Here is a 26,891-nt window from a genome sequence, read left to right as displayed (position 1 = left end):
CCACAGACACAGATAAATCCGCAAAACCACAGATACTGGAGGGCGCCATGTCGGCCCCGCTGACCGACCTACACCTGCTGCACGAGCTTGAACCGGTCGTTGAGAAGTACCTCAACCGGCACCTCAGCATGCACAAGAACTGGAACCCGCACGACTACATCCCGTGGTCGGACGGCAAGAACTACTACGCCCTGGGCGGCCAGGAGTGGGACCCGGAGCAGAGCAAGCTTTCCGATCTCGCACAGATCGCGATGGTGCAGAACCTGGTCACCGAGGACAACCTGCCCTCCTATCACCGCGAGATCGCGATGAACATGGGCATGGACGGCGCCTGGGGTCAGTGGGTCAACCGGTGGACCGCCGAGGAGAACCGACACGGCATCGCGCTGCGTGACTACCTGGTGGTGACCCGCTCCGTCGACCCGGTCGAGCTGGAGAAGCTACGGCTCGAGGTGGTCAACCGCGGCTTCAGCCCGGGCCAGAACCACCAGGGCGACTATTTCGCCGAGAGCGTCACCGACTCGGTCATCTACGTGAGTTTCCAGGAGCTGGCCACCCGCGTTTCGCACCGCAATACCGGCAAGGCCTGCAACGACCCCATCGCCGACCAGCTGATGGCCAAGATCTCGGCCGACGAGAACCTGCACATGATCTTCTACCGCAACGTCAGCGAGGCCGCGTTCGACCTGGCCCCCAACCAGGCGATGAAGTCGCTGCACCTGATCCTGCACAACTTCAAGATGCCCGGGTTCCAGGTGCCCGAGTTCCGGCGCAAAGCGGTGATCATCGCCGTCGGGGGCGTCTACGACCCGCGCATCCACCTCGACGAGGTCGTCATGCCGGTGCTGAAGAAGTGGCGCATCTTCGAGCGCGAGGACTTCACCGGCGAGGGCGCCAAGATGCGCGACGAACTTGCCCTGCTGGTCAAGGAACTCGAGATGTCCTGCGACAAGTTCGAGGAGTCCAAGCAGCGCCAGCTCGATCGGGAAGCTCGTACCGGCAAGCGGGTGTCGGCCTTCGAACTGCACAAGACGGCCGGCAAGCTGCCGATGAGCCGGCGGTAGTTCCGGCATTGCGCATCGGCCCGATCGAGCTGGCCAGCCCGGTTGTATTGGCGCCGATGGCTGGTGTGACCAATGTCGCATTTCGCACGCTGTGTCGTGAACTAGAGCAGGCCAAGGTCGGCACGGTCAGTGGACTGTATGTCTGTGAGATGGTGACCGCGCGCGCTCTGGTCGAGCGCCATCCGGTCACCATGCACATGACCACGTTCGCCCCGGACGAATCGCCGCGGTCGCTGCAGCTCTACACCGTCGACCCCGACACCACCTACGCTGCGGCCCGCATGATCGCCGAGGAAGGCTTGGCCGATCACATCGACATGAACTTCGGCTGCCCGGTCCCCAAGGTGACCAAGCGTGGCGGTGGGGCCGCCCTGCCGTTCAAGCGACGGTTGTTCGGCCAGATCGTCGCCGCCGCGGTGCGCGGGGTCGAGGGCACCGACATACCGGTGACGGTCAAGTTCCGCATCGGCATCGACGACGCGCACCACACGCACCTCGATGCCGGCCGCATCGCCGAGGCCGAGGGCGCCGCCGCGGTCGCACTGCACGCCCGGACCGCGGCACAGCGCTACTCGGGCACGGCCGATTGGGAGCAGATCGCGCTGCTCAAGCAGCACGTGCGGACGGTCCCGGTGCTCGGCAACGGAGACATCTACGACGCCAGCGATGCGCTGGCGATGATCGCCGCCACCTGTTGCGACGGCGTTGTCATCGGCCGCGGCTGCCTGGGCCGGCCGTGGCTGTTCGCCGAATTGTCGGCGGCTTTCACCGGTAACCCGGGACCCACGCCCCCCACCCTGGGCGAGGTGACCGACATCATCCGCCGGCACGGCGAACTACTGGCCGCGCACTTCGGCGAGGACAAGGGCATGCGCGACATCCGCAAGCATGTCGCCTGGTACCTGCACGGATTTCCGGCCGGATCCGACCTGCGCCGAGCATTGGCGCTGGTCAAGACCCTAGACGAACTCGACTCTCTGCTGACGCGGTTGGACCCCGGTGTCGCTTTCCCCGAAGCCGCCAACGGCCCCAGGGGCCGGCAGGGTTCACCCTCCCGAGTCGCCCTTCCCGAGGATTGGCTGGATGACCCCGATGACTGCCGGGTGCCCGACGGCGCGGACGTCATGCACTCCGGCGGCTAGCCCCATCGACTTCGGCAGTCGAACTGAGACGCTCTCGAAATCGCGTGTGCGCCGATATGTCAGTACGATGTGGGCTTTATTGCATTGCGCGGCGCCATCACCTTGGCGCTGCGCTGTGGTATGCGCACGGACAACGCTGATGTCTTCATCAGATTTTCGGAGGCCGGTAGGACATGGGTGATGGCAAGAGGGACGCCACTCCTGGCCATCGGCGCGCGTCCGGCACCCACCGCGGTGATGAATTGATTACCCCAAACCGACAGGAAATGCGAGGCGCCGCGCCGTGGGAGCGGTTCTCGGCCGCACCTGTCGATGACGACCTCGTTCGATGGTCGAGTACACGATCCGCCGACGTGGCGCAGGCCGCCGCGGCGGTCGACACCCGCGGTGGCGCGAACCCGCGCCAAGCCCACGACGACGTCGAGCGCACCCCGAAGGTCGGCTCTCACATCGACGGCGGTGTCAGCGTCGCCGAGTTGATCGCCAAACTCGGGGCCCCCGTTCCCGCCCATCCGGCCCACCACCACAGCGCACCGGAATCCGGGCCCGACCCAGTCCCCGCGGATGCCGCCCCCGATATCGCCGACCAGGTCCACGAGCCGGCTGACGAGCAGCTGGACACCGAGGTCATCGCCATCCCGGCCTACTCGCTGCAACTGCTCTCCGAACTCCCCGACCTCGGTTCTGCCAACTATCCGCACGACGAGTCCGACCCCGAATCGCCCGGCGAGCAGCCGGCCGCACCGGCGCGGGCCCGGCGGCCGCGGTTGCGTCGCAGGTCGACCGCAAAGACTCCCCCGCCCCGCAAGGACGAGCCGAAGCCACGCCGGCGCCCGATACTGCTGGCCGGGCGGTCGCTGGCGGCGCTGTTCGCCGTGCTGGCGCTGGTGCTCACCGGCGGGGCGTAGGAATGGAGTTCGTCGAAAAACAACCGGCTCAACACGGTGAGCGCGCTCGACCCGCACTCGGGCGACATCGTCAACCCCAGCGGGCAATACGGCGACGAGAATTTCCTGATCGTCGGCATGGACACCCGTGCCGGCGCCAATTCGAATGTCGGCGCCGGTGACACCGAGGACGCCGGCGGGGCGCGGTCGGACACCGTGATGCTGGTCAACATCCCGGCGAACCGCAAACGAGTAGTGGCGGTCTCGTTCCCCCGCGACCTGGCGATCACCCCCGTCAAGTGCGAGGCCTGGAACCCCGACACCGGCAAGTACGGGCCGATCTATGACGAGACGACGGGATAGATGGGTCCCCGGATGGTCTACACCGGGACCAAACTGAACTCGTCGTTCTCCTTCGGCAGGCCCAAGTGTCTGGTGAAGGTGATCCAAAAACTCTCCGGGTTGAGCATCAACCGGTTCATCGCCATCGACTTCGTCGGCTTCGCCAAGATGGTCCAAGCGCTCGGTGGTGTCGAGGTGTGCAGCACCACGCCGCTGCGCGACTACGAAATCGGCACGGTGCTCGAACACGCTGGACGCCAGGTGATCGGCGGGACGACCGCCCTGAACTATGTGCGAGCCCGCCAGGTGACCACCGAGAGCAACGGCGACTACGGCCGCATCAAACGTCAGCAGCTGTTCTTGTCGTCGCTGCTGCGTTCGCTGATTTCCGAAGACACCCTGTTCAACCTCAACAAGCTCAACAACGTGGTCGACATGTTCATCGGCGACAGCTACGTCGACAACGTCAAGACCAAGGATCTGGTTGAGCTGGGTCAGTCGCTGCAGGGCATGGCGGCCGGACACATCACGTTCGTCACCGTGCCCACCGGTATCACCGATGAGAATGGCGACGAGCCCCCGCGAACGGCCGACATGAAGGCGCTGTTCAGCGCCATCATCGACGATGAGCCGCTGCCGCTGGAAAACGATCACAACGCCCAGACGTTGGGAAACCGGCCGACCACGACGGCACCGACCACGGCCCCCACAGCGCCGCCGGCAAGTCCTGCCGACGAGGTTCAGCACCAACAGGTGACAACCACCTCGCCGCAAGAAGTCACCGTGCAGGTCTCCAACGGAACCGGGACCACGGGTCTGGCCGCCACCGCCGCCAGCCAGCTCAAGCGCAACGGCTTCAACGTGATGGCACCCGACGACTACCCGAATTCGTTGCAGACCACGACGGTGCTTTTTGCCCCCGGCAACGAGCAAGCCGCCGCGACGGTAGCCGCCGCGTTCGGCAACAGCAAGGTTGAGCGGGTCACCGGGATCGGCGAGGTGGTGCAGGTGGTGCTCGGCGCCGACTTCAAGGCGGTGACCGCTCCCCCGCCGAGCGGCTCGTCGGTCAGCGTGCAGATCAGCCGCAATTCCACCAGCCCACCGATTAAGCTGCCGGAAGACCTAACGGTGACCAACGCCGCCGACACCACCTGCGAGTAGGCGCCCTTCGGGCGGCGCTTCGCGGCGTTTAGGCGGTCGAGAACGTAGGCTTAGCACATGCGGACGGCCTACCATGAGCAGCTCTCGGAGTTATCCGAGCGGCTCGGTGAGATGTGTGGGCTGGCAGGCATCGCGATGGAGCGGGCGACTCAGGCCCTGTTACAAGCCGATCTGCTGCTGGCCGAACAGGTGATCTCTGACCACGAGAAGATCGCGACGCTGAGCGCAAGGGCCGAGGAGAGCGCCTTCGTGCTGCTGGCTTTGCAGGCACCGGTTGCCGGTGACCTCCGGGCGATCATGAGCGCAATCCAGATGGTGGCCGACATCGACCGGATGGGGGCCCTGGCCCTGCACGTGGCCAAGATCGCCCGCCGGCGCCATCCCCAACACGCGCTACCCGAAGAGGTCAACGGCTACTTCGCCGAAATGGGCAGGGTCGCAGTCGAATTGGGGAGCAGTGCGCAAGAAGTGGTGTTGTCCCGCGACCCGGAGAAGGCGGCCCGGATCCGCGAAGAAGACGACGCGATGGACGATCTGCACCGGCATCTGTTCACCGTGCTGATGGACCGAGAATGGAAGTACGGCGTGGCGGCCGCCGTCGACGTGACGCTGCTGGGCCGCTTCTACGAACGTTTCGCCGACCACGCCGTGGAAGTGGCGCGGCGGGTGATCTTTCAGGCCACCGGGAGATTCCCCGAAGACGAATCGCCAACCCACTCGCGCTGACCGCGATCGGCCGTGGCGGCCGGGGCCACCCGGGTCAGCCGAAACGGCCCGAGATGTAGTCCTCGGTGGACTTCTCCCGCGGGTTCGAGAAGATCTTTTCGGTGTCGTCGATTTCGATCAGGCGGCCCGGTTTGCCCACGGCTTCCAGGTTGAAAAACGCTGTCTGATCGCTCACCCGGGCGGCCTGTTGCATGTTGTGGGTGACGATCACGATGGTGTATTCCTGTTTCAATTCGCTGATCAGATCCTCGATCGCCATCGTGGAGATGGGATCCAGCGCCGAACACGGCTCGTCCATCAGCAACACGTCGGGTTGTACCGCGATGGCCCGCGCGATACACAACCGCTGCTGCTGCCCACCGGACAGCCCGCCGCCGGGCCTGTCCATCCTGTCTTTGACCTCATCCCACAAGTTGGCCCCACGCAGGGAATACTCGGCCGTTTCGTCGAGCACCTTTCGATTGCGCACGCCCTGCAGCTTGAGGCCGGCAACCACGTTGTCGCGAATCGACATCGCGGGAAAGGGGTTGGGGCGCTGAAAGACCATCCCGATCGCCCGTCGCACCCCCACCGGGTCGATACCGGGACCGTAGATGTTTTCGTCGTCAAGCAGCACCGAGCCCTCGACGCGGGCACCCGGGATGACCTCGTGCATCCGGTTCAGCGTGCGCAACACCGTCGTCTTGCCGCAGCCGGAGGGGCCGATGAACGCCGTCACACTGCGGGGAAGAATCGACAGCGACACCTCAGCGACGGCGTGAAACGACCCGTAGTAGATGTTGACGTCCTTGAGGTCTAGCCTCTTGGCCACTTAGCGCTCCTGCCCTTGACTACTTGGCGACGAGGATTCTTGTGAGCACCCTGGCCCCGATATTGATGATGGCAATCACCAAGATCAGCGTCAGCGCGGCGCCCCACAACCGGTCCGTGGGTACCGGGTTCATTCCGGCACCCATCGTGGTCTGGTCATACATCATGCCGGGCAACGAGCCCATGTACCCGCTGAAGATGTCAAAGTTCATCGTCCGTGCATATCCGACCAGGATCAGCAACGGCGCCGTCTCACCCATCACCCTGGCCAATGCCAACAGGATCCCGGTGATGATGCCGGACAACCCGGTGGGAATGACGATGCGGACGATGGTCTTCCACTTCGGTAGCCCCAGCGCATAGCCGGCCTCGCGCAGATCCACCGGAACGATACGCAGCATCTCCTCGGTCGCCCGCACGATCACCGGAAGCATCAACAAGACCAGCGCCAAGGACACCGCGAACTCGGAACGGGGAAAACCCAACACCCCGACCCGCAATGCGTAGAGGAACAGCGCGGCCACGATCGACGGCACGCCCGTCAGGATGTCGACGGTGAAGGACACCAGCCTGCCCATCAGCCCGCCACCGTCGTATTCGACCAGGTAGATCGCCACCATAATGCCGATCGGAATGGACAGCGCCGCACACACCAAGCCCTGCAGCACGGTGCCGACGATCGCGTGATAGGCGCCGCCCCCGGCCACGAATGCCGTCATCCCCGCCTGCGAATGAGTCCACCACGCGCTGGAAGTCACCGCCTTGAAGCCTTTGGCGATCACCGAACCCAGTACCCAGATCAACGGCGTCAGTGCCACCAGCATCGACAGTGTCACCAGCACGGTCGCCAGGGTGTTCACCAGCCGACGGCGGCGCGCCAGTCCCGAGAACGTGCGCGCCTTGACCGGCCGGTCCAACATCGAGGTCATCGGTGCACCCTTCTGGTACCGATGAGCGCGGTGCGGGCGATGGCGTTGACCACGAGGGTGAGTAGAAAAAGCATCAGTCCCGCGGCCAGGTAGGCCCCGGCCTGATACCGGTCGTCGAGATCCGAGGCCGCGCCGGCAATCTTGGTGGCGAAGGTGGAGCCACCGTCGAACAACGACCATCCGAACGCCTGCTCGGTGCCGCGCAGGATGATCAGCAGCGCGACCGTCTCACCCAAGGCCCGGCCCAGACCCAGGATCGCGCCGCTGACGTATCCCGAGCGCCCGAACGGCAGCACGGTGGTCTTGACCGCCTCCCACCGGGTGGCGCCGAGCGTCAGCGCGGCCTCGATCTGGTCCTGGGGAGTTTGAGCGAAGACTTCCCGGGTGACGGCGGTGATCATCGGCAAGATCATCACCGCCAACACGATCCCCCCCGGTGAAGACGGTGCCGCCCTCGTCGACCGGGCCATCACCGCTGGCGAACAGGAAACACCAGCCCAGGGTGCGATTGAGCCAGGCAGCGGCCGGTTGCAGTTGCGGCGCCAGCACGTATAGACCCCATACGCCATAGACGATCGACGGCACCGCGGCCAGCAGATCCACCAGGTAGGCCAACGGGCCGGCGACCCGCCGCGGCGCGTACTGAGTCAGGAAGATCGCCACGCCCAGCGCGACCGGCATCGCCAACATCAGCGCAAACAGCGAGATGAAGACCGTGACCTCGAGCAGGTCGAGGATTCCGAAGTGCATCGCCGACGTATCGGAGGTCACCCAATTCCCGCCGTAGGTCAAGAAGTTTTCTTTGTTGCGGGCCAGTGCGGGAATCGCGCGCCACGCCAGGAATACGCCGATCGCGATGATCAGGGCGACGACCAGGACTCCGGCGCCCTGAGCCAGCCAACGAAATATCCGGTCCGCCAAACCCGGTTTGCCGTTGCCCCACGGATTGATGGAGATGACCGGCGATTCCGGCAGGGGTGCCGCGATGACCTTCCCCGCACCCACGTCGGCCGGGTCAGGTGCTATCACTGCGGTCCCATCGATGCCATCACCCTTGTGCCTACCGAGCGCTGATCCTCAGGCGGTCATTGCAGAGCGTTGATCGCGGTCACTAGGCGCTGTTTGACATTATCGGGCACCGGAACGTAACCGGCCGAGGCAAGGCCGCTCTGACCGCTGTTGACGGCGGTCGCGAGGAACGCCTTCACCGCGGCCCCGGTTTCCGCGTCATATCCGTTCGAGCACACGATCTCGTAGCTGGCCAGCATGATCGGGTAGGCGCCCGGGTCGCGCAGCCCGTAGATCGAATTCAGCTCCAGCACCAGGTCATTGCCGCTGGAGGCAAACGTCACCGCATCGACGGCACTGCGGGCCGTTTCGTTGGTCAGCGGTACGACGCTGATGCCGTTGTTGATTTGCGCGAACGGCAGGCCGGCGCTGTCGGCGAAACCCTTCTCGACATATCCGATCGAGTTCGGGGTGGACTGCACCGCGGTGATCACCCCCGCCGAGCCGCGTGCGCCCTGGCCGACACCACCGCGAAACTCCCCGCCGACCCCGTTGGTCCAGCTCTGCGGCGCCGCGGCGGTCAGATATTTCTGGAAGTTGTCGGTGGTCCCCGACGATTCCTGTCGATAGACGGGTGCGATCGGGGCGTTGGGCAGCGCCACACCGGGGTTGAGCCCAAGCAGGATCGGATCATCCCAGGTCCGAATCAGACCGCTGAAGATCTTGGCCAGTGCATCGGCATCCACGATCAACGTCTTGACGCCAGGCAAGTTGTACACCAACGCGATGGGACCGAAAACCAGTGGCAGGTCCCAGGCCGGATTGCCGCCGCAACGGTCGGCGGCCGGCCCAATCTGGTCGGCGACCAGCGGTGAGTCCGATCCCGCGAAATCGACACGCCCCGCGATGAACTGTTCGCGGCCGGCACCGGACCCGGTGGCCTTGTAGGACACGCTCTTACCCTGACAAAGCTCGCCCCACACCTGGTTGAACAGCGCCATGACGTCCTCCTGAGCGGTGGACCCCTCGGCGGTCAAGGTATTCCTGCCGCCGCACTCCACCCGTCGCGAAACCGCTCCGGAGTTCGCCGACGAGCCCCGGCGGTCATCGCCACCGCACGCGGTCAACACCCCGGCGCAAAACGTCGTTGCGGCCATCACCGTCGCCAAGGCTCTGCCCACCATGCCGAGTCTCACAAATCTCGCTTCCTGCACGCGTTCTCGACGGTTTCCGGCGGCGCTCGCCGTCTCCCAGACGGATTGCCGACCCACCCGGCCAGTATGCCCTTCGGCGCACACGCAACCGGGCCGACCACCGACGCTAGGCCAACGCCGCGTCCGGTGCCGCCAGGGCGTAGGCCGTGTCGACGCTATGGGTGGAAAAGCCCAACCACTGATAGGTCCGCACGGCGGCGATATTGTCCGACTCCACGTAGAGCATGACCGTGGATTCGTGGCCGAGATCGCGATCCCCCAACCGCTGAGCCAACGAGCGAAGACCGATCATCGTCAACGTGCGGCCCAGCCCGCGCCCCTGCGCGGCTGGATCGACACCCAGGACATAGACCTCGCCGAGGCCGGGATCATCGAGGTGAATCTTGGTCCAGTGAAAGCCGAGCAGCCTGGGCTGGCCGCTTGGGGAGTCCTCGGCGCCTTCGGAGCCTTCCAAGGCCAGAAACAGGCCAGCGGGATCGAACCATGGCTCACCTCGGCGCTCGGCCAAGTCTGCTTCGGTCCATCCGCCCTGTTCGGGGTGATAGGCGAAGGCGGCGTTGTTGACCCGCAATAACTCGGCGTCGTCTTCCGTTCCGGCATACGTGCGGATCTGCAGTCCGTTCGGGATCACCGGTTCGGGAAGCTGGCGCAGCGACCGCCGCATCTGTACCAGTTCGCGGACCGGGGTCAGCCCCAGCGCGGACGCCGTGGCCCGAGCGGGTGCCAGGGTGCCGTGCGCCCAGAACTGGTTTCGTCCGCCCGTCTTCGCCAGGGCCGCACGCACCATTCCGGTCGCGATCCCGCGCCGCCGCGCCTGCGGATGCACCACCAGCTCGGCCATCGCGGCATCGGCCCCATGGGCGGGACTGAGATTCAGATAGCCGATGGCGGATTTCCCTGGTGATTGATCCTCGACCAACAGGTGCTCGGTGCGCTGCTGGGCCAATTCCCGCAGCACCTGCTCGCCCACGGGAGCCACCCCGTCGACTTGTGTTGCCACCGTGACGAGATCACGCACCTGCCGCTGTTGATCGTCGGTCAGATGCGAGCGCCATTGCCCCGCCGTCACGGACTGCGTAACGGGTCAACCAGTGGCTCTTCGTAACCGTCGTGATCCGACTCGGCCTCTTCGTCGTCGGCATCGACGGCCACTGACCGTCCGCGCGCCGGTCGAACCGCTTTGTAACCCACGTTACGTACCGTGCCGATCAACGCCTCGTGCTCGGGGCCGAGTTTGGCCCGCAAGCGCCGCACGTGCACATCGACGGTGCGGGTGCCACCGAAGAAGTCGTACCCCCATACCTCGTGTAGCAGCTGCGCGCGGGTGAACACGCGACCGGCATGTTGCGCGAGGTATTTCAGTAGTTCGAACTCCTTATAGGTGAGGTCGAGGGGCCGGCCGCGCAGCCGGGCGGTGTAGGTGCCTTCGTCGATGACCAGCTCGCCCAGGCTGACCTTGCCGACGCTCTCCTGATCGGCCTGACCTCCGCGGCGGCCGACCACCAGACGCAGTCGGGCGTCGATCTCAGCGGGTCCGGTGCTGGGCAGCAGGATCTCGTCCAAACCCCAGTCGGCGCTAACCGCCACCAGGCCGCCCTCGTTCACCACCGCCAACACCGGCACCGACCTGCCGGCCGTGCTCAATAGACGACAAAGACCACGAGCCGCCGATAGATCGTTGCGAGCGTCAACAAGCACCGCATCCGCGTTGCCCGCTTCCAGTAGCGAAGAAGCCTCCGCTGGGGCCGTCCGTACATTGTGAGGAAGCAACGACAGTGACGGCAACACAGGGTCGGGATACAGCTCCGAGGTTAGTAGTAATAACTCCAACAAGCCCCTCCAGCGTCGTGGGAAAGGCATCTCCCAGATTCATCGCGACATGTGACGTTAGCGCCCAGCACATCTAACGATAACTTGCCACCTGGTCTTTGGCCCGACGATAAGGCGTTGCGCAAGGCAGAAACGGGTGGCCGGAGGGCCCCGCGGCGCGTCGCGCCGGCCGCCCGGGGCTGCGCCGCCCAGGATCTGCCCAGGGCACGCTCTTTGCCCGCCGTGCAGCGACAACCGCCAGCTAGCGGTCGTGCTAGCGCCCTGGCGGTTCGACTGACCGGCGGCCGCATCCTGGGCCGACCCACCCAGGTCCGTCCCGGTAACTGTGACCAAGCTGACAGTTCATGACCGGGGCGCGGCCCAGCACGACGATCCGATCGGATCAATCCGGCCGGTAGGCCACAATATGCGGATGCGCAAGGTGCTGGTCGGACTCACTGCAACCGCGATCGTCCTGGGCATCGTCATCCTCGGTGCCGTCGGCATCGACTTCGGGGCCAGCATCTACGCGGAATACCGGCTGTCGACCAGCGTACGCAAGGCTGCGCACCTGGGGTCGGACCCGTTTGTCGCCATCCTCGGCTTCCCGTTCATTCCGCAAGCGATGAGGCATCGGTACTTCGAGCTGGAGATCAAGGCCATTGCCGTCGAGCACGCCGTGGTCGGCGTGGCCACGCTCGAAGCCACCATGCATTCGATCGACCTCTCCCAGGCTTCCTGGCTGATCGAGCCGAATTCGCGGATGACGGTGCACAAGCTGGAAAGCCGCATCATCATCGACTCGATGCACCTGGGCCGCCACCTCGGCATCAGCGATCTGATGGTGCAGGCGCCCCCGCAGGAGAGCAACGACGCCACCGGAGGCACGACCGAGTCAGGGATATCGGACGGTCACGGGTTGGTGCTCAGCGGAACGCCGACATCGGCCGACTTTGATCAACGGGTCAGCGTCTCGGTGGACGTGTCCATCGCCCCCGAGGACCAGTCGACCCTGGTCATCACCCCAACCCGCGTCGTCACCGGCCCCGATACCGCCGACCAAACCGTTCCGGACGACAAACTCGGTGCGGTGCTGCGCGCCTTCAGCAGCCGGCTGCCGAACCAGAAGCTGCCGTTCGCCGTGGCCCCCAACACGGTAGGGGCCCGGGGTTCGGACATCATCATCGAAGGCATCACCAACGACGTGACGATTTCCCTCGAGGGGTTCAAGCAGTCGTGACCGCGGCGGCGTGCGCGCCGCTCTGGTGGCTCGATCACGATGTCGTTGGGTTATTGGGTAAGCTGACCGGCGTGTCAGCCCGCCTTGAGCCTCTGCTCACCAAGCGTCGCGCAGTAGATCTGTGCCGCATCGCGGGTTGTTGCTGTTGCTGTAGCTGCTGAGTAGCTGCGTCGTCTACGCAGTTCACTCGGGGCAGCCGCGGAATCTGACCGTGGCCTATCTCCCCACTTCGCCCTATATCGCTATATCGCCCGAAGTGCCCTGCATCGCCGCGCAACAGCCATTTCTAGGAGCAGTCCGTGTCCAGCACCAACACCCGCACCGCAGTCGAGCTGGTAGACGTTCGAGGACCCCGGTTCGCCGCATGGGTCACCACCGCGGTTCTGCTGGTGGTCCTGATCATCTCGGCCCTCAACCCCGCCGCCGCCGCGGTCGTGTTGGGCCTGCAGGCCACCGCGTTCGCCGTCGGTGCCTTCGCCGGACCGCGCCGGCACCCATATGGAGTGCTGTTTTCGGCATTCGTGGCACCTCGCATCGCGGCGGTTCGGGAGCGTGAGCCGGTCCCCCCGCTGAAGTTCGCCCAGCTCGTCGGGCTGGTGTTCGCGGTCTGCGGCGTCGCCGGCTTTGCCCTCGGCCCGTTCCTGGTCGGCGCGGTCGCGACCGCGCTGGCACTGGTGGCTGCCTTCCTGAATGCGGCCTTCGGCATCTGTTTGGGCTGTGAGCTCTACCCGCTGGCCGCACGCCTGCGACGCGATCCCCACCCCGCCTAACTGCTGTTCACCTGAAGAACCTGAAAGGACCGACATCATGGCACGCACCGACGTCCTGGTCTCCGCCGACTGGGCTAAGAGCAATCTTGGAAACTCCGGGGCCGCCAACGTTGTCTTCGTCGAAGTCGACGAGGACGCCAGCGCATACGATGACGGCCACATCGCCGGTGCCATCAAGCTGGACTGGCGCACCGATCTGCAGGATCCGATCAAGCGCCACTTCGTCGACGCCCAGCAGTTCTCCAAACTGCTCTCCGACCGCGGCATCTCCAACGACGACACCGTGGTCCTCTACGGCGGCAACAACAACTGGTTCGCCGCGTACGCCTACTGGTACTTCAAGCTGTACGGACACCAGAACGTCAAGCTCCTCGACGGCGGCCGCAAGAAGTGGGAGCTCGATGGGCGCCCCTTGTCCACCGCCGCCGTGAGCCGGCCGGCAACCTCCTACACCGCGGTGGCACCGGACAATTCGATCCGGGCGTTCCGCGACGAGGTGATCGCGGCCATCCACGTCAAGAACCTGGTGGACGTGCGATCCCCCGACGAATTCTCCGGCAAGATTCTCGCGCCCGCGCACCTGCCCCAGGAGCAGAGTCAGCGGCCCGGCCACGTTCCCGGCGCCATCAACGTGCCCTGGAGCAGGACCGTCAACGAGGACGGCACCTTCAGAACCGATGAGCAGCTGGCCAAGCTCTACGCCGATGCCGGTCTCGACGGCGCCAAGGAAACCATTGCGTACTGCCGCATCGGGGAACGGTCCTCACACACCTGGTTCGTCTTACACGAACTGCTCGGGCACAAGAACGTAAAGAACTACGACGGCAGTTGGACGGAATACGGCTCCCTGGTGGGCGCCCCGATCGAGTTGGGAAATTGATATGTGCACTGCGCCCAAGCATGGACTGACGTTGCCCGCCAGCGTCGACCTGGAAAAGGAAACGGTGATCACCGGTCGCGTCGTGGACCGCGACGGGCAGACCATCGGCGGCGCGTTCGTGCGGCTGCTGGACTCCTCCGACGAGTTCACCGCCGAGGTCGTGGCATCGGCGACCGGCGACTTCCGGTTTTTCGCCGCGCCGGGATCGTGGACCGTGCGCGCACTGTCCAAGGCCGGAAACGGTGACGCCGTGGTCAGACCGTCGGGGGCGGGCATCCACGAGGTGGATGTCAAGATCGCCTGAGGGTCCCCGGACCCTCCTACACTCGCCGACCCGCATGGCCGAATAGAATCATCGGCGTGGTGCTGTTCTACGAGATCTTGCTGGTCCTTGCGACCGTGGTCATCTCCTGGTTCGCGCTTTATGCACTGTATCGGCTTATCACTGACGAGTCGTGACGTCTGACGCGAGCCAGGACGGACCGGATGCAGTAGCGGGCTCGGTGATCGCGCCGTCGCCGCTGCGGCGGAACGCGCCAAGTTGACCGCCGCCCGCAATATCCCCACGTTCGACGACCTACCGCTACCCGCCGACACCGCAAACCTGCGCCACGGCGCCAACCTGCACGACGCGCTGCTGGCGCTGCTGCCGCTGGTCGGAGTGTGGCGTGGTGAGGGCGAGGGTCGCGGACCCCACGGCGACTACCGGTTCGGCCAGCAGATCGTGGTTTCCCACGATGGTGGCGACTATCTGAATTGGGAAGCCCGGTCATGGCGCCTCGACCAGGACGGGCAGTACGAGGAGCCGGGCCTGCGTGAGACCGGCTTCTGGCGCTTCGTCAGCGACCCCGAGGACGATCCGAGCGAATCGCAGGCCATCGAGCTGCTGTTGGCGCATTCGGCCGGTTACGTGGAACTGTTCTACGGCCGCCCGCTCACCCAGTCATCTTGGGAGCTGGTCACCGACGCGCTCGCCCGAAGCCGGTCCGGAGTGCTGGTCGGCGGCGCCAAGCGGCTCTACGGCATCATCGAAGGCGGCGACCTCGCCTATGTCGAGGAACGAGTGGACGCCGACGGCGGCTTGGTGCCGCACCTTTCGGCCCGCCTGTCGCGCTACGCCGGCTAGTAGCGCCCGGCGCCGGCCCGGCAAAACCAACCCCCACCTCTAGTTTCTTATTGCCTTTCGCCGACGGTTCTGCGTGTACTTGTTCCACGTTTCAAGCAGCCGCTCAGCCGCGAAGGGAGCCGGCCGATGTTGCGCAGCAGGAAAGCCGCGCCGCTGGCACGTTGGGTCCTCTCGCTGGTCGGTCTGCTCCTGATCGGCTATCTGGCCGCCGTCGCGTTACAGCCCGCCATCCTGGACCAGCTGCCGAGTCCGGTGAGCTGGTTCGGCCGGCCGGGATCGATGGCGACCATCGCAATCGTGGTGGGTGTGCTGGGCGCGGTCAGCGTGCTGACCTTCCGGTCCAGTGCCAGCCACCGGCTGGTGGGGGTGTCGTTCACCGTCATCGCGCTGCTCGTTTCGGCAAGCGCCGTGCTGGGACTCAGCGCGTATTGGAGCTGCCACGACGACAACCATCCGGCCGTCTTCACCCCGCTGATGTGGACCGCCCAATTGGTCAAAGGCGGTGTCGGTGATACCTCGCTGAGCGGACGCACCTGCCCCAATCCCACCCCGGTCGCACTCGAATTGGCCCGGTTCGCCGCACTCTCGGCGATCTTTACCGGCCTGGGCGGTGTGGTGGTCGGCATCTTCCGTTCCCGGGTGGACCGGTTGCGGGCCAACCTCGCCGATTCGGTCACCGTGATCGTGGGGGGCGACGACGACACCCAACCCATGCTCAGCGGTGTGGCGCGGGCGCTGGACCGTCACGGCACCCTGGTGCTGATCACCAACGCCGACAACGAACACGTGCAACGGGCTCGCCGGCAGGGCGCCCGCGTCGTTCTGGTGGACTTCAACGCGCCGTCCTCGCTGGCTTCGTTGCGCCTGTGGCGCCACCTGGGGCGGCTTTGTCTGATGTCGCCCGACCCGTCGACCAACCTGCTCTGGCTCGATGTGATCGGTCGCCGAGTCGCCCAGCTTGGCAACAAGCAACGGTTGCCGCTCATCGTGCGTATCGATGACCCGTGGCTGGCCGAATCCTGGCGCGCCAAGCAATTCGGCGGATCCGACACCCGTTGGGCGGCCGATGTGGTCGGCAAGTACGAGGTGACGGCCAGCCGGCTGCTCGACGGGGTCATGGCGACCGGCCGGATCACGCGCGGATTCGTCTGCGGCTCTTCACAGTTGACCCTGGCGCTGTGCGCCGAGCTGACCCGCCGCGCCCTGGAGCGTGACTTCTACACTGCACCCGGCGCGCCCCGCTGCCAGCGCTTACCCTGGTCGAGACGGACGCCGAAGATTACGTGCGCGATCACGAGTTTTACCGTCAGCAAGCCGGATTCGGGTCATCGACCGGACCGGCAGTCACTGCGGTTTCGGAGGCGCCGACGGTGCCGACCATGTGGCGGTTGATCTCCGACGCCGACCCCACCAACTGCGGGGTGATTCTGGCCGGTCCCGACGCCGCGACCCGCGGGACCAGGCTGGCCGCCCGCTTTCCCGAGATGCCCGTGTACGCCTCGGACCTCGGCACCAACATCACCGACGACTCGATCCAGGTGGTCGGATTGCTGCAGTCTTACTCCCTGGTGCTCGACACCCGGGAGGGAAGGATCCAAGACGTTTGGGACCGGGCGGCACGGCTGATCCATGAACGCAAGGTCGCGGGGATCGGCCCGACGAAATCGCGCTCACCCGCCACGATGCCGTGAGCCGAGCTCAACGAGTTCTATCGTGGGTCCACCCGGCGCCGGCTACGCAACGCGTTGTGGATGGTCAAACAGATCGCCGGACATACCTGGAACACCTGGGGCAACCCGGCCAAACCACTGTCCAGCCAAGAGATGGCCGAATCACCGCCACTGGAACAGCTTTCGCTGATGGGCTTTGACCGCCATGCGGCGCTGAGCATGGCGCGGGCAGAGCACGAAGACTGGTGTCGTTACTACCGCCGCAACGGCTGGAGCTACGGCCCCACCCGCGACGACGCCCGCAAGCTCCACGACAGGCTCGTCGACTGGGCGGTCGTCGAAGGCGATCGGGATCTGCTCAACGCCGCGTTGGGCAGCTTGGCGGACACCCTGTGGAGCCTGCGCCGGCTCGGCTACCGGTCGCGTACGCTGTGGCGACCGATTATCCGGGTCGGAACCGTCAGCGCGCAACAACGAAACGCGCCCTGGGCATGGACGTCGGATTCGGGGCGCACCAGGCACGCCGACCCCGGCGACTGGGCCGTTGCGGCGGATGGGAAGACGTGGTCGGTGCGAGACGATGTTTTCCGGGCCAGCTACGAACAAAATGGCGACGGACAGTGGCGTCGCAAGGGGCCGGTGCAAGCCCGCCCGGCGCACGCCGGGGAGGCGATCAGCACCCCGGAAGGTCCGGCTACCGCGGCCGACGGCGACTGGGTGGTGCGCGACGGCGACGGCGAACAGTGGCCGGTTCCCGGCGACGAGTTCGCACGTCGGTACCGCGAGTTCGATCCGGCGGCGCGGGCCGGCGAGCGCGGATAGCTCGGCAACTCGAGGGGTTGGGTTTCTGCGGAAATGGAGCGGCCCCCGAGCGAAGTTCCGGTTGGACAGACCGAAAGCTCGGGGGCCGGGTGGCTACGGGGATTCGCCAGCGCGCGTAACGCCAGCTCTTCCGAGCCAATGCAGCTAGCGCGTAGCCACCTCACATGTCCATGAAGTACTCAATTCGCGGACCACCTCCTTCCCTGTGTACGGCCGACCGTACCCCCGCATCGGCGTGCCCACAACAGATTTTCTGGGTTCAGCGGTCGCTGACGACGGCGGCGTCAACCAGTTCGGAGAATGCCTCGGAGATCGGGGAACGGGGCAACCGCCGACCGTTGAGGGTGTGCACGCGGGCGGCCAGGGTCATGCTCGACACCAACCAAATTCCGTGTGCGTCAGCGAGATCGTTGACGCGTAGTGCCCGATAGTCGCAGTCGTAGCCCTTGGCGCGGGCGATTTCAAACAGCGCCTGTTGCGTGGTGCCGCGCAGGATCGGGTACCACGGCGGAGGTGTGAGCAGGCACGGATTTGCGCCGGCCCCGCCGTCGCAGTCGGTGGCGATGACCACCGTCGAGCGCGGCCCCTCCAGGACGTAACCGTCCGAACTGACGAAGATGACGTCTCCGGCGCCCTGGTTGGCCGCATGACGCAGCGCAGCCATGTTGACCGCGTAGGACAGCGTCTTCGCCCCGGCCAGCAGCCAAGGCATCGCGTCGGCGCCGACGGCCGGCAGTCCGCGGTCCAGCGTGATCGCGGCGACGCCGGCGCGCCGGACCGCCGCAACGCGCTCGGGTACGGGGTTGACCATCACGTACGCGGTGGGCGCCGAACCGCTCTCCCGGCCGCGGCTGTAGATCAGGCGCAGCGATCCCTCGGCACCGGTGGATGCCACCCAGCGCCGGGCCGCCACGTCGATCGCGTGCCGCCAGCGCGCGAGATCGGGTGCGGGCAGATCCATCAATCGAGCCGAGGTGGTCAGGCGTTGTAGATGCGGCTCGACCAGACACGGCGCACCGTCGCGCACCAGCAGGGTCTCGAACACGCCGTCGCCCCGGACCGCCGCAAGATCATCGGCGTGCAGTAACGGGGTCCCGGGCTCGGGAATCTCCCCATCAAGCGTGACGACAACACCGGTCTGCCCTGTCATGTCCCAGCAGCCTAGTGGCCCGCGGCGGGCGTACTCGCGGCAGTGCCTGACGCCAGCGGACGGCCCGCCAATCGCGTCTACCCCACCCCGGGTGGGGTGGAATACGCTGGAATCGTGCGGAACTGGTACCGGCCATGAGCCACGAGCTGACCGACCAGAAACGTGCGGCGCTGAACCGGCTGAAGACGGCTCGAGGGCACCTCGACGGGATCATTCGGATGCTGGAATCCGATGCCTACTGCGTGGACGTCATGAAGCAGCTCTCCGCGGTTCAGTCCTCGCTGGAGCGGGCAAATCGGGTGATGCTGCACAACCACCTGGAGACCTGCTTTTCCGCGGCGGTGCTTGATGGGCGCGGCCAGGCGGCCATTGACGAACTGATCGACGCGGTGAAGTTCACGCCCGCCCTGACTGGCCCACAGGCGCAGCTGGGCGGCGCCGTGGTCTGCGAACCCCCTGGCGACCAACCGGCACAGAGCCCGGCATGACGATCCGCGAAGGGATCGCCGCGGTTCGCACCTAGCTGTGGCGGCCAGGCCCGGCGCCTGTCCGCAACTTGTGACGAGGCAAGACGTGAAGGGAGCGCGAGATGACGCTGTGGCATGGACTGTGGACGAAGGCGGTGCCCTCGGTGGTGACCGGCGTGGTGGGTGTCACGACCTACGAAGCGCTGGCGAAAGCTCCGTGGCGGTCGGCAACGGTGACGGCGACGGCCTGGGGCCTGCGGACCGCGCGTACCACCGAACGCAGGACCAAACAGGCAACCGAGCGGGTTCGCCTGGCGGCTGCCGATGTGCTGGCCGAAGCGGTCGAGCGGGTGGGCGCCGAAGTTGCGCCACCACCGGCCAAGGACACGCCGCCGAGCATCGTCACCAAGGCCAACAATGCTTGCCACTGAGCTGGCCTGCGCCGCCGATGCCACGGTCACCGTGGTGTCCGCGGCGGCCGGACGGATGCGGGTGCATGCCAATGGGTTTGCGATCGACGCCACCCGGGCTGCCGCGATCGAGGAGTCGGTGGGCAGGGTCGGCGGTGTGCGTGCGGTGCGCGCCTATCCGCGAACGGCATCGGTGGTGATCTGGTATTCACCCGCCCACTGCGACACCGCCGCCATCGTGTCGGCGATCGCCGAGGCCGAGCACGCGGGTGACGCATCGGCGCCCGCGCCCGCCGCCCGTGCGGCCGGCATCGCCGACGGCGGCGTCGTGGGCAGGGTCATCGGCGGGCTGGCACGAGCGCTGCTGGGCATGCGCACCGACGACAACGACGACGACCCCCCGCCGGAGATCGCGCGACTGCGCGCGGCGTTGGATCGCATCGGCTACTCGCCGGAGCAGGACACCGCGACTCAGCTGTCGCCGAGCGAGCAGGCCCGGAGCGGAATTCGCTTCTGGTCGCGGCGGGCCTTGTTGGCGTGGCCGTTGGGTCTGCTGGCCTCTGGCTTGACGATGTTCTTCGGCGCATACCCGTGGGCGGGATGGCTGGCGTTCGCCGCGACCATACCCGTGCAATTCATCGCCGGGTGGCCGTTCCTGGTGGGGGCGGTGCAGCAAGCGCGGGCCCGCTCGGCGAACATGAACACACTGATTTCGTTGGGCACGCTGACCGCGTTCATCTACTCCACCTATCAGCTGTTCGCCGGTGGCCCGCTGTTCTTTGACACCGCGGCGCTGATCATCGCGTTCGTCGTGTTGGGCCGCTATTTCGAGGCCACCGCCCACGGCAAGACCCGGGAGGCGATCAGCAAGCTGCTCGAGATGGGCGCCAAAAGAGGCCCGGCTGATCGTGGACGGCGAGGAACACCTCGTGCCGGTTGACCGGGTGCAAGTCGGAGACCTGGTGCGGGTCCGGCCCGGGGAGAAGATCCCGGTCGACGGAGAGGTGATCGACGGGCGGGCAGCCGTCGACGAGTCGATGCTGACCGGCGAATCCGTTCCGGTCGAAAAGGGAGTCGGCGACCGGGTTGCCGGCACCACCGTCAACACCGATGGGCTGCTGACCGTGCGCGCCACCGCTGTCGGCGCCGATACCGCGCTCGCGCAGATTGTGCGCTTGGTCGAGGAGGCGCAAGGCGGCAAGGCCCCCGTGCAGCGGTTGGCCGATCGGGTCTCGGCGGTGTTCGTGCCGGTGGTCGTCGGCATTGCCGCCGCAACCTTTGCCGGGTGGACGCTGCTCGCCGCCAACCCGGTGGCCGGCATGACCGCGGCCGTCTCGGTGCTGATCATCGCCTGTCCGTGCGCACTGGGCCTGGCCACGCCCACGGCGATCATTGTCGGCACCGGCCGGGGTGCGGACATGGGGATCCTGGTCAAAGGCGGCGAGGTCCTGGAGGCTTCGAAGAAGATCGACACCGTCGTGTTCGACAAGACCGGCACCCTCACCCGGGCCCAGATGGAGCTCACCGATGTCATCGCCGGAAAGCGGCGCCAACCGGATGCGGTGTTGCGCATCGCCGCCGCGGTGGAGTCGGGTTCCGAACACCCCATCGGGGCCGCGATCGTCGCCGGCGCACGTGAGCGGGAGTTGGAGGTTCCGCCCGCCACCGAGTTCACCAACCTGGCCGGGCATGGGGTCCGAGGCGAGGTTGGCGGTAAGTCCGTGCTGGTCGGGCGGCACAAGCTGGTCGACGAGCAACACCTGCGGCTGCCCGAGCAGCTGGCCGCGGCGGCCGCGGACCTGGAAGAGCGCGGCCGCACCGCGGTGTATGTCGGCCAGGATGGCCAGGTTGTGGGTGTGCTCGCGGTGGCCGACACGGTCAAGGACGACGCCGCCGACGTGGTCAGCCAGCTGCACGCCATGGGCCTGCAGGTCGCGCTGATCACCGGCGACAACGCCCGCACGGCCGCCGCGATCGCGGCTCAGGTGGGCATTGACCGGATGCTCGCCGAGGTGTTGCCGGCGGACAAAGTCAACGAGGTTCGGCGACTGCAGGACGAGGGCCGCATTGTCGCGATGGTCGGTGACGGCGTCAACGACGCCCCCGCCCTGGTGCAGGCAGACCTGGGCATTGCCATCGGCACCGGCACCGATGTGGCCATTGAAGCCTCCGACATCACCCTGATGTTGGGGCGCCTCGACGGTGTCGTTTCAGCGATTGAGCTGTCGCGGCGCACACTGCGCACGATCTACCAGAACCTGGGCTGGGCTTTCGGCTACAACACCGCCGCGATCCCACTTGCCGCACTCGGCGTACTGAATCCCGTCGTGGCCGGCGCCGCAATGGGGTTGTCCTCGGTCAGCGTGGTGACTAATTCGCTGCGGTTGCGCCGCTTCGGCCGCGACGTGTGACCGCGACTTGCATCCCCACCGATCCCGAATCAACGCATGATTCACGACCTGCCCCTGCGTTGGGTGGTGACCGTGTTGTTCGCGCTGTCCGCGGCCGAATGCGGCCTGCCGATCATCACCGTGCGCCGGCCGTGGACGCTGGTCGTCGGTCATGGGCTGCACTTCGCGATGGCCGTTGCGATGGCAACCATGGCCTGGCCCTGGGCCACCCGGCTGCCGACCACGGGGCCTGTCGCGTTTTTCCTGCTGGCAACCGTGTGGTTCGCGGTGATGGCACTGCGCGCAGCCCCAACGACTGCGGTACGGGTGCGGTATGGCTATCACGCGATCATGATGCTGGCGACAGCCTGGATGTATGCCGTCATGTCAATGCCGGGCACAGCCATGACCGCGATGAACATGCCGGCTACCAGCGGGGCACCGCTCTGGTTCAGCGCGGCCAATTGGCTGGGCACCGTCGGCTTCGCGGGCGCGGGGGCGTTCTGGATATTGCGGCGCCTGTTCGACCGGCGGCAATGCGCGCCACGGTACAGCTGGCTGGGCGACTCGGTTCAGGCGATGATGGCCGGCGGGATGGCTGTCTTGTTCTTGGCCATGCTTTTTCCGATCTAGGCCGCTCCGTAGAGTTGTGGTGTGTCCGCAGTTCCCGCTCCTGATCCTGGTCCCGACGCCGGCGCAATCTGGCACTACGGCGATCCGCTCGGCGAACAGCGCGCCACCGAAACCGGCGCCGTGCTGGTGGACCGCTCGCATCGAGCCGTGCTCACCCTCACCGGAAAAGACCGCCAGAGCTGGCTGCACAACATCTCCACGCAGCACGTCAGCGAGCTACCCGAGGGGGCCAGCACCCAGAATCTGAGCCTGGACGGGCAGGGCCGAGTCGAAGACCACTGGATCCAGACCGAGTTGGGCGCAACCACCTATCTGGATACCGAACCCTGGCGCGGCGAACCACTGTTGAACTACCTGCGCAAGATGGTGTTCTGGGCGGAGGTGACCCCCGACACCGCAGACCTGGCGGTGCTGTCGTTGATCGGGCCGCAGTTGTCCGACCAAGCGGTGCTCGACGCACTCGGTCTCGATGCGCTGCCCGCGGACCTGATGGCGGTCCCGTTGTCGGGCGGCGGCTTCGCCCGCCGGATGCCGTCGAGCGCCGGCCAGATCGAACTGGATCTGCTGGTACCGCGTGACGGCACCGCCGACTGGAAGCACCGCCTGACGCAGGCGGGGGTCCGACCGGCCGGCATCTGGACCTACGAGGCGCATCGGGTGGCGGCCAAGCGCCCGCGGCTGGGCGTCGACACCGATGAACGCACTATTCCCCATGAGGTCGGCTGGATCGGTGGCCCCGGCATCGGGGCCGTGCACCTGGACAAGGGCTGCTATCGGGGCCAGGAGACGGTCGCGCGGGTACACAACCTGGGTAAACCGCCCAGGATGCTGGTCCTGCTCCATCTGGACGGTTCCACGGACCGACCGTCCACCGGCGACTCGGTGTTAGCCGGCGGGCGTTCGGTAGGACGGGTGGGAACGGTGGTCGATCACGTGGACCTCGGACCGGTTGCCTTGGCCTTGGCCAAGCGGGGGCTGCCCGCCGACACCGCGCTGATGACCGGCGCCGAAGCCACCATCCCGGCATTGATCGATGCGCAGTCTCTGCCACCGGCGGACGAAGTGGGCGCCGGAAGGCTGGCTCTGGACCGATTACGGGGCAGTGCGCGATGATTCCCTGTGACGTCCGCCATTCTGGCCGGGCCCGCTGGCAGGGTGCCCCACGCGCGCTCGCGCGGCACGGTAAGCTGTCCGCAGGACAATAACGACACTAAGAGATCGGAGCCGCCTACTTGTTAGGCCGCTCCGTTATTTCGCGAGGGGGTTCCCCCATGGGCCGCGGCCGGGCTAAGGCAAAGCAGACCAAGGTTGCTCGAGAACTGAAATACAGCTCCCCGCAGACCGACTTCCAGCGGCTTCAGCGCGAGCTGTCGGGTGCAAGTCCCGACACATCCGACCAAGTGGACGACACCGAAGACTCGTGGGACGACGAGGAGAGCTGGCGCCGCTAGGCGCACAGGTCGGTTTCCCGCTGACATTCCAACCCTAGGGCGGAGTCGCCACCGGCTACGCCGGTGGCGACTCCGCCCTAGGGCTTGTGGTTTCTAGAATCGCGGGTGCTGGCCCACCAGCGTGGCACGTGGACCCTCTTTGCCACCCTTGCAGACGGTGCCCAGCACCCAGCAGTCCAGGTGGCGCGCGGTCAGTATGGCCAGCGCCCGGTCGGTGTCTTCAGGGGCTACCACGGCGATCATGCCGACGCCCATGTTGAAGGTCTTTTCCATCTCCTCGCGCACCACCCGGCCGCGCTGGGCAATCATCGCGAACACCGGCGCGGGTGTCCAGGTGCCGCGGTCGATCTCGGCGACCAGCCCATGCGGGATTACCCGCTCCAGGTTGCCGGCCAACCCGCCACCCGTGACGTGACAGAACGTTCGGACATGCGTCTCAGCGGTGAGCGCCAGACAGTCCTTGGCATAGATCCGGGTGGGCTCCAATAGCTCTTCACCCAACGTGCGGCCGAACTCCTCCACATAACCGGCCAGATTCATCCGGTCGATCTCCAGCAGGACGTTGCGGGCCAGCGAGTAACCGTTGGAATGCAGCCCCGACGAGCCCATCGCGATGATGACGTCGCCGGGTTTGACGCGTTCCGGCCCCAGCACATTGTCGGCTTCGACCACACCCACCCCGGTGGCCGAGATGTCGTAATGGTCGGGTGCCATCAGCCCGGGATGTTCAGCGGTCTCACCCCCCAGCAGGGCGCAGCCAGCGCGCACACAACCCTCAGCGATGCCGCTGACGATCGCGCTGACCCGTTCCGGCACGGTCCGGCCGACCGCGATGTAGTCCTGCAGGAACAGTGGCTCCGCGCCACACACCACCAGGTCGTCGACCACCATCGCGACCAGGTCAAGACCGACAGTGTCGTGCTTGTCCATCGCCTGCGCGACCGCCAGCTTGGTGCCGACCCCGTCGGTGGAGGCGGCCAGCACCGGTTCGCGGTAGTCGTTGCGCAGGGCGAACAATCCGGCAAATCCGCCGAGCCCGCCACGCACCTCGGGTCTGGTGGCCCGGGTTGCCAACGGCTTGAACAACTCCACGGCTCGGTCGCCGGCTTCGATGTCCACACCTGCCGCCGCGTACGTGACGCCTTGGCTGGCTGGGCATCTTCCGGAGCTTTCTGGACTTTTTTCGGGATCCGTCATCGCGATAAAGGCTACCGGGCGGCGCTCACCGCCGGTATCGGCAACTCTCGCGCCGCGCACATCTCAGTGCCCGATGGGTACTTCGTCGGTCGCAACGTCGCCCAGCTCGGCTCCGCGCGCCGCGTTGGCGAGCATGTGCTCGATGACGTTCTTGCCCAGGGCGGTCTCGCCGGGCAGCTCGATCGGGTACTTGCCATCGAAACAGGCGGTGCACAGCCGGGAGATCGGTTGCTCGGTGGCCGCTACCAATCCCCGCAGCGAGATGTAGCCCAGCGTGTCGGCGTTGATCACGTGACGCACGGCTTCGAGCATCTCGTTTTCGTCCTCGACGGCGTTGGCGATCAGTTCGGCCGGCGAGGGGAAGTCGATGCCGTAGAAACAGGGCCACTTCACCGGCGGCGAGGCGATTCGCACATGCACTTCGACGGCACCGGCCTCACGCAACATCCGCACCAGGGCGCGCTGCGTGTTTCCCCGCACGATGGAGTCGTCCACGACGATCAGGCGCTTGCCGCGGATCACCTCCTTGAGCGGGTTGAGCTTCAACCGAATACCGAGCTGGCGGATCGTCTGTGACGGTTGGATGAACGTGCGCCCGACGTAGGCGTTCTTCATCAGCCCTTGTCCATAGGGGATGCCGGATTCCTGCGCATAGCCAACCGCGGCAGGGGTACCCGACTCCGGCACGCCGATCACCAAATCGGCCTCGACCCCGCGCTCCTGGGCCAGCCGACGACCGATCGCCACCCGGGCGGCGTGCACGGACCGGCCGTTGAGCATGCTGTCCGGGCGTGCCAGGTAGACGTACTCGAAGACGCAACCCTTGGGGGTGGGGTTGGCGAAGCGGGTGGACCGCACCCCGTCGGCATCGATTGCCAGCAGCTCGCCCGGTTCAATGTCACGCACGAACGACGCACCGACGATGTCGAGCGCGGCCGTTTCCGATGCCACCACCCAGCCGCGATCGAGCCGGCCCAGCGACAACGGCCGCACCCCGTGCGGGCCGCGACAGGCATACAGCGTGTTTTCGTCCATGAAGGTCAGGCAGAAGGCACCACGCACCGTCGGCAACAGCTCCAAGGCGGCCTGTTCCAGACTGGAATCGGCGGCGCCGTGGGCCAGCAGTGCGCCCAGGATGTCCGAGTCCGTCGTGGCGGGCGCCGAGGATCGGTTTCCGATCAGTCCCTCGTCCCGGGCGCGCGCCGCAAGGGCGGCCGCGTTGACGAGATTGCCGTTGTGACCCAATGCAACTCCGGTGCCCGCAGCGGTATTGCGGAAGACGGGCTGGGCGTTTTCCCAGGTCGTGTCGCCGGTGGTCGAGTACCGGCAGTGCCCGATGGCGACATGCCCTTGCATGGCTGCCAGCGTCTGCTCGTCGAACACCTGACTGACCAGGCCGAGGTCCTTGAAGACCAGCACTTGCGAGCCGTCGGCGACGGCAATGCCTGCCGCCTCCTGGCCGCGATGCTGCAGCGCGTAAAGGCCGTAGTAGCTGAGTTTGGCAACATCTTCGCCCGGGGCCCAGACCCCAAATACACCGCATTCTTCACGAGGCGCGTTGAAGTCTTCTTCGGACTGCTGTGCGGTCACGGT

At 66.3% G+C, this 26,891-nt stretch carries 24 protein-coding genes and 4 pseudogenes; 19 read left to right on the top strand and 9 right to left on the bottom strand.

Annotated features, from left to right (window positions below; genetic code table 11):
- The first annotated feature begins 47 nt into the window (after window positions 1–47).
- From SHTP_RS02980 to phoU, 4 genes and pseudogenes are all read left to right on the top strand, one after another.
- Window positions 48–1,064 (top strand): acyl-ACP desaturase, encoded by a 1,017-nt coding sequence (locus SHTP_RS02980; RefSeq protein ID WP_096369720.1) that lies wholly within the window; start codon window positions 48–50, stop codon window positions 1,062–1,064.
- Between the two features lie 8 nt (window positions 1,065–1,072).
- Window positions 1,073–2,206, top strand: coding sequence for a tRNA dihydrouridine synthase DusB (gene dusB / locus SHTP_RS02975; protein ID WP_096369719.1), 1,134 nt, complete (start codon window positions 1,073–1,075; stop codon window positions 2,204–2,206).
- A 266-nt stretch (window positions 2,207–2,472) separates the two neighbouring features.
- Window positions 2,473–4,596 (top strand): annotated as a pseudogene (locus SHTP_RS02970) (LCP family protein).
- A 57-nt stretch (window positions 4,597–4,653) separates the two neighbouring features.
- Window positions 4,654–5,322, top strand: coding sequence for a phosphate signaling complex protein PhoU (phoU, locus tag SHTP_RS02965; RefSeq protein WP_096369718.1), 669 nt, complete (start codon window positions 4,654–4,656; stop codon window positions 5,320–5,322).
- 34 nt (window positions 5,323–5,356) lie between these two features.
- Here the strand turns inward: phoU and pstB are convergent, their stop codons facing one another.
- The 6 genes and pseudogenes from pstB to SHTP_RS02935 form a co-directional block, all read right to left on the bottom strand.
- Window positions 5,357–6,133, bottom strand: coding sequence for a phosphate ABC transporter ATP-binding protein PstB (gene pstB, locus SHTP_RS02960; RefSeq protein ID WP_011738774.1), 777 nt, complete (start codon window positions 6,131–6,133; stop codon window positions 5,357–5,359).
- Window positions 6,134–6,152: 19 nt separating this feature from the next.
- A complete protein-coding gene (gene pstA, locus SHTP_RS02955; RefSeq protein WP_096369717.1) occupies window positions 6,153–7,061 on the bottom strand; it encodes a phosphate ABC transporter permease PstA in 909 nt (302 codons plus the stop codon).
- Window positions 7,058–8,090: pseudogene (gene pstC / locus SHTP_RS02950) on the bottom strand (phosphate ABC transporter permease subunit PstC). Before pstC ends, pstA begins: the two are co-directional and overlap by 4 nt.
- A gap of 56 nt (window positions 8,091–8,146) precedes the next feature.
- Window positions 8,147–9,253: a phosphate ABC transporter substrate-binding protein PstS gene (gene pstS, locus SHTP_RS02945; RefSeq protein ID WP_096369716.1), complete on the bottom strand. Its 1,107-nt coding sequence runs from the start codon at window positions 9,251–9,253 to the stop codon at window positions 8,147–8,149.
- A 136-nt stretch (window positions 9,254–9,389) separates the two neighbouring features.
- Complete coding sequence (gene mshD, locus SHTP_RS02940; protein ID WP_096369715.1) at window positions 9,390–10,352, bottom strand: mycothiol synthase; 963 nt, start codon at window positions 10,350–10,352, stop codon at window positions 9,390–9,392.
- Complete coding sequence (locus tag SHTP_RS02935) at window positions 10,349–11,116, bottom strand: winged helix-turn-helix transcriptional regulator (protein ID WP_085981878.1); 768 nt, start codon at window positions 11,114–11,116, stop codon at window positions 10,349–10,351. Before SHTP_RS02935 ends, mshD begins: the two co-directional genes overlap by 4 nt.
- A 403-nt stretch (window positions 11,117–11,519) precedes the next feature.
- Between SHTP_RS02935 and lmeA the strand changes: the two genes are divergently transcribed.
- The 9 genes and pseudogenes from lmeA (at window position 11,520) to SHTP_RS28355 (ending at window position 17,600) form a co-directional block, all read left to right on the top strand.
- Window positions 11,520–12,332, top strand: a complete 813-nt coding sequence (gene lmeA / locus SHTP_RS02930) for a mannan chain length control protein LmeA (protein ID WP_011738769.1) — start codon at window positions 11,520–11,522, stop codon at window positions 12,330–12,332.
- Window positions 12,329–12,493, top strand: coding sequence for an Ms5788A family Cys-rich leader peptide (locus tag SHTP_RS30255; protein WP_369688737.1), 165 nt, complete (start codon window positions 12,329–12,331; stop codon window positions 12,491–12,493). Before lmeA ends, SHTP_RS30255 begins: the two co-directional genes overlap by 4 nt.
- A 138-nt stretch (window positions 12,494–12,631) precedes the next feature.
- Entirely contained in the window at window positions 12,632–13,102 is a 471-nt protein-coding gene (locus tag SHTP_RS02925; protein ID WP_015357271.1) for a DUF4395 domain-containing protein, read from the top strand.
- A 37-nt stretch (window positions 13,103–13,139) separates the two neighbouring features.
- Window positions 13,140–13,982, top strand: coding sequence for a sulfurtransferase (locus SHTP_RS02920; RefSeq protein WP_096369714.1), 843 nt, complete (start codon window positions 13,140–13,142; stop codon window positions 13,980–13,982).
- A gap of 1 nt (window position 13,983) precedes the next feature.
- Complete coding sequence (locus SHTP_RS02915) at window positions 13,984–14,286, top strand: DUF1416 domain-containing protein (RefSeq protein ID WP_096369713.1); 303 nt, start codon at window positions 13,984–13,986, stop codon at window positions 14,284–14,286.
- A 186-nt stretch (window positions 14,287–14,472) separates the two neighbouring features.
- Window positions 14,473–15,108 (top strand): annotated as a pseudogene (locus tag SHTP_RS02905) (heme-binding beta-barrel domain-containing protein); the annotation flags it as partial.
- Window positions 15,109–15,234: 126 nt separating this feature from the next.
- Entirely contained in the window at window positions 15,235–16,500 is a 1,266-nt protein-coding gene (locus SHTP_RS28365) for a hypothetical protein (protein ID WP_231991269.1), read from the top strand.
- Window positions 16,488–16,799, top strand: a complete 312-nt coding sequence (locus SHTP_RS28360) for a hypothetical protein (protein WP_231991695.1) — start codon at window positions 16,488–16,490, stop codon at window positions 16,797–16,799. Before SHTP_RS28365 ends, SHTP_RS28360 begins: the two co-directional genes overlap by 13 nt.
- Before the next feature lie 60 nt (window positions 16,800–16,859).
- The gene (locus tag SHTP_RS28355) at window positions 16,860–17,600 is read left to right on the top strand and encodes a RyR domain-containing protein (RefSeq protein WP_231991267.1); all 741 of its coding nucleotides are present in this window, start codon (window positions 16,860–16,862) and stop codon (window positions 17,598–17,600) included.
- A gap of 259 nt (window positions 17,601–17,859) precedes the next feature.
- Here the strand turns inward: SHTP_RS28355 and SHTP_RS02895 are convergent, their stop codons facing one another.
- Window positions 17,860–18,750, bottom strand: coding sequence for an aminodeoxychorismate lyase (locus SHTP_RS02895; RefSeq protein ID WP_096369711.1), 891 nt, complete (start codon window positions 18,748–18,750; stop codon window positions 17,860–17,862).
- Between the two features lie 134 nt (window positions 18,751–18,884).
- On the opposite strand from SHTP_RS02895, the gene csoR reads away from it, so the two are divergent.
- The 6 genes and pseudogenes from csoR (at window position 18,885) to SHTP_RS02865 (ending at window position 24,101) form a co-directional block, all read left to right on the top strand.
- A complete protein-coding gene (gene csoR / locus SHTP_RS02890; protein ID WP_096369710.1) occupies window positions 18,885–19,238 on the top strand; it encodes a copper-sensing transcriptional repressor CsoR in 354 nt (117 codons plus the stop codon).
- A gap of 101 nt (window positions 19,239–19,339) precedes the next feature.
- The gene (locus tag SHTP_RS02885; protein WP_096369709.1) at window positions 19,340–19,648 is read left to right on the top strand and encodes a DUF1490 family protein; all 309 of its coding nucleotides are present in this window, start codon (window positions 19,340–19,342) and stop codon (window positions 19,646–19,648) included.
- A gap of 55 nt (window positions 19,649–19,703) precedes the next feature.
- Window positions 19,704–22,038 (top strand): annotated as a pseudogene (locus tag SHTP_RS02880) (heavy metal translocating P-type ATPase).
- A 36-nt stretch (window positions 22,039–22,074) separates the two neighbouring features.
- Window positions 22,075–22,650 carry a DUF5134 domain-containing protein gene (locus tag SHTP_RS02875; RefSeq protein WP_015357278.1) on the top strand — a complete coding sequence of 192 codons (576 nt, stop codon included), beginning with the start codon at window positions 22,075–22,077 and terminating at the stop codon, window positions 22,648–22,650.
- Window positions 22,651–22,671: 21 nt separating this feature from the next.
- Entirely contained in the window at window positions 22,672–23,763 is a 1,092-nt protein-coding gene (gene ygfZ, locus SHTP_RS02870) for a CAF17-like 4Fe-4S cluster assembly/insertion protein YgfZ (protein ID WP_096369708.1), read from the top strand.
- Between the two features lie 158 nt (window positions 23,764–23,921).
- On the top strand, window positions 23,922–24,101 hold the full coding sequence (locus SHTP_RS02865) for a DUF3073 domain-containing protein (protein WP_011738758.1): 180 nt from the start codon (window positions 23,922–23,924) through the stop codon (window positions 24,099–24,101).
- Between the two features lie 93 nt (window positions 24,102–24,194).
- Here SHTP_RS02865 and purM read toward each other — a convergent pair whose 3' ends face one another.
- Entirely contained in the window at window positions 24,195–25,298 is a 1,104-nt protein-coding gene (gene purM, locus SHTP_RS02860; RefSeq protein WP_096369707.1) for a phosphoribosylformylglycinamidine cyclo-ligase, read from the bottom strand.
- Between the two features lie 63 nt (window positions 25,299–25,361).
- Window positions 25,362–26,888, bottom strand: a complete 1,527-nt coding sequence (purF, locus tag SHTP_RS02855; protein WP_096369706.1) for an amidophosphoribosyltransferase — start codon at window positions 26,886–26,888, stop codon at window positions 25,362–25,364.
- Between the last annotated feature and the right edge of the window lie 3 nt (window positions 26,889–26,891).

This window comes from Mycobacterium ulcerans subsp. shinshuense (assembly GCF_002355775.1).
Taxonomy (GTDB): domain Bacteria; phylum Actinomycetota; class Actinomycetes; order Mycobacteriales; family Mycobacteriaceae; genus Mycobacterium; species Mycobacterium marinum.
Note: the sequence above shows the minus strand (reverse complement) of the source record. Positions and strands in the feature narration are given on the sequence as shown.